6 protein-coding genes are annotated in these 6,088 nt (G+C 70.3%); 1 reads left to right on the plus strand and 5 read right to left on the minus strand.

Annotated elements, in window-relative coordinates; genetic code table 11:
- Positions 1-153: 153 nt before the first annotated feature.
- Both glpK and EGM46_RS14185 read right to left on the minus strand, forming a co-directional pair.
- Positions 154-1,671, minus strand: a complete 1,518-nt coding sequence (gene glpK / locus EGM46_RS14180) for a glycerol kinase GlpK (protein ID WP_125100777.1) — start codon at positions 1,669-1,671, stop codon at positions 154-156.
- A gap of 12 nt (positions 1,672-1,683) precedes the next feature.
- Positions 1,684-3,498 carry a glycerol-3-phosphate dehydrogenase/oxidase gene (locus EGM46_RS14185; RefSeq protein ID WP_125100778.1) on the minus strand — a complete coding sequence of 605 codons (1,815 nt, stop codon included), beginning with the start codon at positions 3,496-3,498 and terminating at the stop codon, positions 1,684-1,686.
- Between the two features lie 83 nt (positions 3,499-3,581).
- Here EGM46_RS14185 and dinB point away from each other — a divergent pair, with 83 nt between their 5' ends.
- Positions 3,582-4,796 carry a DNA polymerase IV gene (gene dinB, locus EGM46_RS14190; RefSeq protein ID WP_125100779.1) on the plus strand — a complete coding sequence of 405 codons (1,215 nt, stop codon included), beginning with the start codon at positions 3,582-3,584 and terminating at the stop codon, positions 4,794-4,796.
- Here dinB and EGM46_RS14195 read toward each other — a convergent pair.
- Genes EGM46_RS14195 through EGM46_RS14205 form a run of 3 tightly spaced genes read right to left on the minus strand, consistent with a single transcriptional unit; the run spans position 4,793 to position 6,053 of the window.
- Entirely contained in the window at positions 4,793-5,407 is a 615-nt protein-coding gene (locus EGM46_RS14195) for a DUF2017 family protein (protein WP_241156371.1), read from the minus strand. The genes dinB and EGM46_RS14195 overlap by 4 nt on opposite strands.
- Before the next feature lie 5 nt (positions 5,408-5,412).
- A complete protein-coding gene (gene clpS, locus EGM46_RS14200) occupies positions 5,413-5,700 on the minus strand; it encodes an ATP-dependent Clp protease adapter ClpS (RefSeq protein ID WP_241156372.1) in 288 nt (95 codons plus the stop codon).
- Positions 5,701-5,705: 5 nt separating this feature from the next.
- The gene (locus tag EGM46_RS14205; protein ID WP_125100782.1) at positions 5,706-6,053 is read right to left on the minus strand and encodes a metallopeptidase family protein; all 348 of its coding nucleotides are present in this window, start codon (positions 6,051-6,053) and stop codon (positions 5,706-5,708) included.
- Positions 6,054-6,088 lie beyond the last annotated feature (35 nt).

Genomic DNA, 6,088 nt, shown 5'->3' on the forward strand with positions numbered 1-6,088 from the left:
ACACCGCCGGACACCTTTTACAGGGAGGGTTGCACCCAGGTTTGCCAGTGATGGCAGGCCGGGGTGTGGCCCTCCCTTTTTTGCGCCCGAAACCGGACCAGATCCCCGAGCCCGAAACCGGGCGGTGATCCCGTCGCCCGGACACCAGACCAGCTACCCGCGCGTATCCTCGTCGACCCAGTCGGTGGACTTCGTGATGGCCTTTCGCCACTCGCGCAGGAGGCGCTCGCGCTCGTCCGCCGTGAGCTGCGGCGTCCACCGCTCGCCGGCCCGCCAGTTGCCGCGGAGCTCGTCGAGATCCCGCCAGAAGCCGACCGCCAACCCAGCCGCGTAGGCCGCCCCGAGCGCCGTCGTCTCGGCCACCCGCGGCCGCACGACCGGCACCCCGAGCACGTCCGCCTGGAACTGCATGAGGGTGCGGTTCGCCACCATGCCGCCGTCGACCCGCAGCTCCGCGAGCGGCACCTCGACATCCGCGTTCACCGCGTCGATCACGTCGCGCGTCTGATACGCCACCGCTTCGAGTGCGGCGCGGGCGAAGTGGCCCCGATTGGAGTATCTCGTGAGCCCGACGATCGTCCCGCGCGCGTCCGGCCGCCAGTACGGTGCGAAGAGGCCGGAGAACGCCGGCACGATGTACACGCCACCGTTGTCTGGCACGCTGAGCGCGAGCGACTCCACCTGATCCGCCGCAGGAATGATCCCGAGCTGATCGCGCAGCCACTGGATGAGTGAGCCGGTGACCGCGATCGAGCCCTCGAGCGCGTAGTGCACCGGGCCGTCGCCCAGCTGGTAGCCGACGGTGGTGATGAGCCCATTGCTCGAGTGCACGGGCTCCGTGCCGGTCTGCATGAGGAGGAAGCAGCCGGTGCCGTACGTGTTCTTCGACTCGCCAGCGGCGAACGCCGCCTGCCCGAAGGCCGCGGCCTGCTGGTCCCCGAGGATGCCGGCGACGGGAACGCCGTGGAGGAGCGAGGACGGCTCCGCGCGACCGTAGACCTCCGAGGAGGAACGGATCTCGGGCAGCACCGCCGCGGGGATATCGAAGGCGGCGAGCAGCTCCGGGCTCCACTCCCGTGTCCTCAGATCCATGAGCAGCGTGCGTGAGGCGTTCGTGACGTCGGTGGCGTGCACGCCGCCCTCCGGCCCGCCCGTGAGATTCCACAGCACCCAGGTGTCCGGCGTCCCGAACAGGATCTCGCCGGCTTCGGCGCGCTCGCGCAGCCCGGGGACGTGCTCCAGCAGCCAGGCAATCTTCGAGGCTGAGAAGTACGCCGTCAGTGGGAGGCCGGTCGTCTCGCGGAACCGATCCGGCCCGCCCTCGGCGGCGAGGCGATCGACGATGCCCTGCGAGCGGGTGTCCTGCCAGACGATCGCGTGGTGCACGGGCTCGCCCGTCGCGCGGTCCCACATGATGGTGGTCTCGCGCTGGTTCGTGATGCCGACTGCGGCGATGTCCGCGCCGGTCAGGTCCGCGCGCCCGAGCGCCGTGCCGATGACCTCCTGCACGTTCTGCCAGATCTCGCTGGCGTCATGCTCGACGCGGCCGGCGCTCGGCATGATCTGCCGATGCTCTTGCTGCCCCATCGACACCACGTTGCCCGCGTGATCGAAGATGATCGCCCGGCTCGAGGTGGTGCCCTGGTCGATAGACAGGATGGTGGTGCGCATCGGTGCTCCTTGCTATGCCGGGGTGAGGCCGGGGCCGTCGAGTGAGACGCGGTGCGCGGTGCGCAGCAGCTCGGTGGTGCGCGCGACCTCGGCCGTGCGCGTCTGCGCCGTCCAGCCGAGCGCCGGGGCCACCGCGCGCGCGATCTCGTCGAGCGCGGCCGCCGTGAGGCCGCCGACGAAGGCGATCGAGGTGCGCCGCAGCAGCAGATCGTCGAGGTGCTGCACCTGCTCCGTCTGGGCGAGGTACGCGAGTTCCTCGACGGTGTAGCCGGAGGTGTGCGTGAGCGGCGTGGGCTCCGTCGGCAGCGCGGCGAGCAGCGCGGTCGCCTGCGTGCCGTAGCGGTCAAGCAACTGCGCAACCAGCGCGGGATCGTGTGCGCCGCGGTGCCGCGCCAGCCAGACCGTGCGCGCCGCGGCGTCGCGCGGGAACCCGGCCCCGCCGCCGATGGCGGTGGCGCGTGTGCTCACGGCTCGGCGGGCGCCCAGCAGCTGCAGCGCCTCGTCGGCGAGGTGCTCGCCCAGCGCGCGGAACGTCGTCCATTTGCCGCCCACCAGGCTGAGCGTGCGCACCGCGCCGAGCCAACCGTGCTCGATGCGGTAGTCGCGGGAAACGAAGCCGGGGGCCGTGTCGTCGTGCTTCGGCAGCGGGCGGATGCCCGAGAACGTGTACACGATCTGTGAGCGATCGACGGCGATCCCGGGGAAGACGTGCGGGATCAGGTCGAAGAAGTAGGCGACCTCCTCGTCGGTGCAGACGCTCGGCTCGGCGGGATCGGCGTTGATATCGGTCGTGCCGACCATCACGCGATCCTTCAGCGGGTAGATCAGCACGATCCGTCCGTCCGAGTGCTCGAAGAACATCTCGCGGCCGCCGGTCGCGTCGAGCAGCTCGGGGTGATCCAGCACGATGTGCGAGCCCTTCGTCCCACCCATGTACGAGGTGGGCCTGCCGAGCGCCGCGTTGGTGTGATCGGTCCACGGCCCACTTGTGTTCACGATGACGGACGCGGTGAACGCAAACTCCTCGCCCGTGACCTCGTCGCGCAGCACGGCCGACCCGTCCCGGAAGCCCACCGCCGAGACGTAGTTCGCGGCGCGCGCGCTGGCGGCGGTGCTCGCAGCGTCTCCGTTGCCAGCTGAGCCTCCGCTGCCCGCCGAGCCTCCGCTGCCCGCTGAGTCTCCGCTGCCCGCCGAGCCTCCGCTGCCCGCCGCGAGGCCATCGTGCAGCACGTCGAGCGCGAGCCGCTCGGGATCGTGCATCGACGCGTCGTAGTACGTCGCGGTGTACTTGATCCGCGGGTTCAGGCGGGGGAGCGCGCGCAGCGACCGCTCTCGCCCGTGAAATCGGTGCCGTGGGACTCGCCCGCCGCCGCGCGAGAACGTGTCGTACATGAGCAGCCCGATCTTGATCAGCAGTGCGCCGCGCTCGCTCGGCTTGCCCCGCCCATGGGTGACCAGGAGGCGGAAGGGCGCGGAGAGCAGGCCGGCGAACGTCGAGAAGATCGGGATCGTGGTCTGCAGCGGAGCGACGTAGTGCGGCGCGTTCTTGAGGAGCCGATTGCGCTCCGCGACCGCCTCGCGCACGAGCCGCAGCTCGCCGTTCTCGAGGTAGCGCACGCCGCCGTGCACCATGTGGCTCGACGCGGCGGACGCGCCCGAGACGAAGTCGCCCCGCTCCACCAGGGCGACGTCGACACCCTGCAGCGCGAGCTCGCGGAACGTCGCGATGCCGTTGATGCCGCCGCCGACGATGAGCACGTCAGCGTGCGCTCGACCACGGAGCGCGGAAACACTGGGACGATCGGTGGGGGAGTTCTGCCGTGCCATCTGCCTGCCTTGCTGCTGGAGCGGGTGGGGTGTTCCACCCCAACGCTACTGGAAACGTCGGTGGTGTGTGATGCAATGGAGACATGACCGAAGCGCCGCGCACCGAGGCCTCGATGCTGCACGTCGACATGGACTCGTTCTTCGTGTCGGTCGAGCTGCTCGACCGGCCCGAACTCGTCGGGCGTCCCGTGGTGGCCGCGCACGACACGGCCCGCTCGGTGGTGTCAAGTGCGAGCTACGAGGCGCGCCGGTTTGGCGTGCGCTCGGCGATGCCAGTTGCGCGCGCCAAGCAACTCTGCCCGGAGCTGGTGCTCATCTCCCCGACGTACGAGAAGTACCGCACCGCCTCGCGCGCGGTGATGGGCATCTTCCACGAGTTCACGCCCCTCGTTGAGCCGCTCAGCATCGACGAGGCGTTCCTCGACGTCTCCGGCTCGACGAAGCTCTTCGGCGCCCCCATCGAGATCGCGCGTGCGATCCGCGAGCGCGTCAGGGAGCGCACCGGGCTCCCCGCCTCGGTGGGGCTCGCCGCCACCAAGTTCGTCGCGAAGCTCGCATCGCAGCGCGCGAAGCCCGACGGTGTGCTCGAGATTCCGCCGGCGCGCACCGTCGAGTTCCTGCACAGCCTCCCCGTCGAGGCGATGTGGGGTGTGGGGCAGGCGACGGCGCGCACGCTCAAGTCGCGGGCGATCCACACGGTCGCCGACCTGGCGCGCGAGCCGCTGCCGTCGCTCACCCGGCTCGTCGGCGCGGCGAGCGCGAACAAGCTGCACGCGCTCGCCAACGGCCGCGACGCGCGGTCGGTGGAGACCACGCGCACGGAGAAGAGCATCGGCCACGAGGAGACCTTCGCGCACGACGTCAGCGATCCCGCGGTGCTTGATCGTGAGCTGCTGCGGCTCGCGACGCGCACGGGGGAGCGGTTGCGGGCCGCGCAGTTCGAGGCGCGTACGATCGCGATCAAGGTGCGGTGGGACACCTTCGAGACCGTGACGCGGTCGCGCACCCTCGCGGAAGCGACGAACGCGACCCGTCGCATCGTGCAGACCGCGCGCGAGCTCTACGCGAGCCTCGAGCAGACCCGCCCGGTCCGGCTGATCGGTGTGCGCGCGGAGCAGCTTCGGCCCGCGGGGAGCGAGCCGATCGGGCTCTGGAGCGACGACGAAGAGTGGCGGGCCGTTGATCAGGCCGTGGACGAGCTGAAGGACCGCTTCGGTGCTGCAGGGGTCACCTCGGCGAGCCTCCTCACCGGGCGGGGCCAGGTGGTCGATCCGCGCTCGCTTGAGGATCCGAGCTAGTTTGCCGGGGGCTCGTCTGCCTCGCCAGAGGCGTGCTCGCTGTGCATCACGGTGATGAGCGACTCCAGCACGGCGGCGAGCCAGTCGAAGACGAGCACGGTCCCCCTGGTCTCCTCGCGGTGGAGCAGCACCTCACGATCGTCGTGCTCGTCGAGGCCGATGCGCGCCGCGATTGCGAGCCGGAGCGCGGTGAGCGTGCGCACCCAGGTGGGGAGCGTCTCAGGCGAGATCTCGACGATCACGGCCCCGTCGGGGGAGGCGTCACTGGCGGCAACGCCGTCGGGCGTTGGGCCCTCGGGCCCGAGGCCGAGCTCGCTCGTCACGAAGAGCGCATCCTGCAGCTTCCGGTTGATGAGCCCCTGCTCCGTCACCCGGCGAAACTCCGACGACTCCGAGTCGCCCTCGTACGCGTTCGGGAACAGGCGGGCGAGCGCCGGGTCGACGGGGAGCGTGTCGCTGCCGCCCACCTCCAGGCTCGCGAAGAACGGATCGGGATCGAGCGCCCCGCTGCTGTGGCTATCGAGCAGCTGCGCGAGCTGTGACGCCAGCTGATCGAGCATCGCCGCCTCCTCGCGCTCGAACACAACACGGATCCCGCCGGGCTGCGGCATGAGCTTCACTGGGCGCCGGCCTCTCGAACGGTGGCCCAGAGCCCATACCCGTGCATCGCCTCGACGTGCATCTCCATCACCTCTCGCCCGCCCTCGGCGACTACCGCGCTGCCCCGGTGGTGCACCCGCAGCATGAGCTCCTCCGCGTGCTCGGCCGTGAACCCGAAGTGCGTCTGGAACACGAACGCGACGTACGACATCAGGTTCACCGGGTCGTCCCACACCACCGTCTGCCAGCCGTTGTCGGGGCGCAGCTGCGTGCCCTCCCTGCGGCTCGTCTCGGTTCCGGCCATCGTCATCAGCCCCACCCGAGCTCGTGGATGCGGGCCTCGGTGAGCCCGTAGAAGTGGGCGATCTCGTGGATCAGCGTGACCCGGATCTCGTGCACGAGCTCCTCGTGATCCGCGCAGTGCGCCAGCAGGTTCTCGCGGAAGAGGATGATGCGATCCGGCTCCTCGCCGTAGCCGTACACGTCGCGCTCCGCGAGCGAGAAGCCCTCGTACACGCCGAGGATGTCGCTGCCGTCCTCGGGCCGATCCTCCACGAGGAAGATGACGTTGTCGAGCTGCGCGAGCATGTCATCGTGCAGCGAATCGAGGCCGTCGGCGACGAGGGCCTCGAACTCTTCATGCGGCATGGCGAGCATATCTTCACCCTACACAGGTGGTGCGGTGCGTGGGG

The sequence above is a fragment of the Leucobacter chromiireducens genome (assembly GCF_003917135.1).
GTDB lineage: Bacteria > Actinomycetota > Actinomycetes > Actinomycetales > Microbacteriaceae > Leucobacter > Leucobacter chromiireducens_A.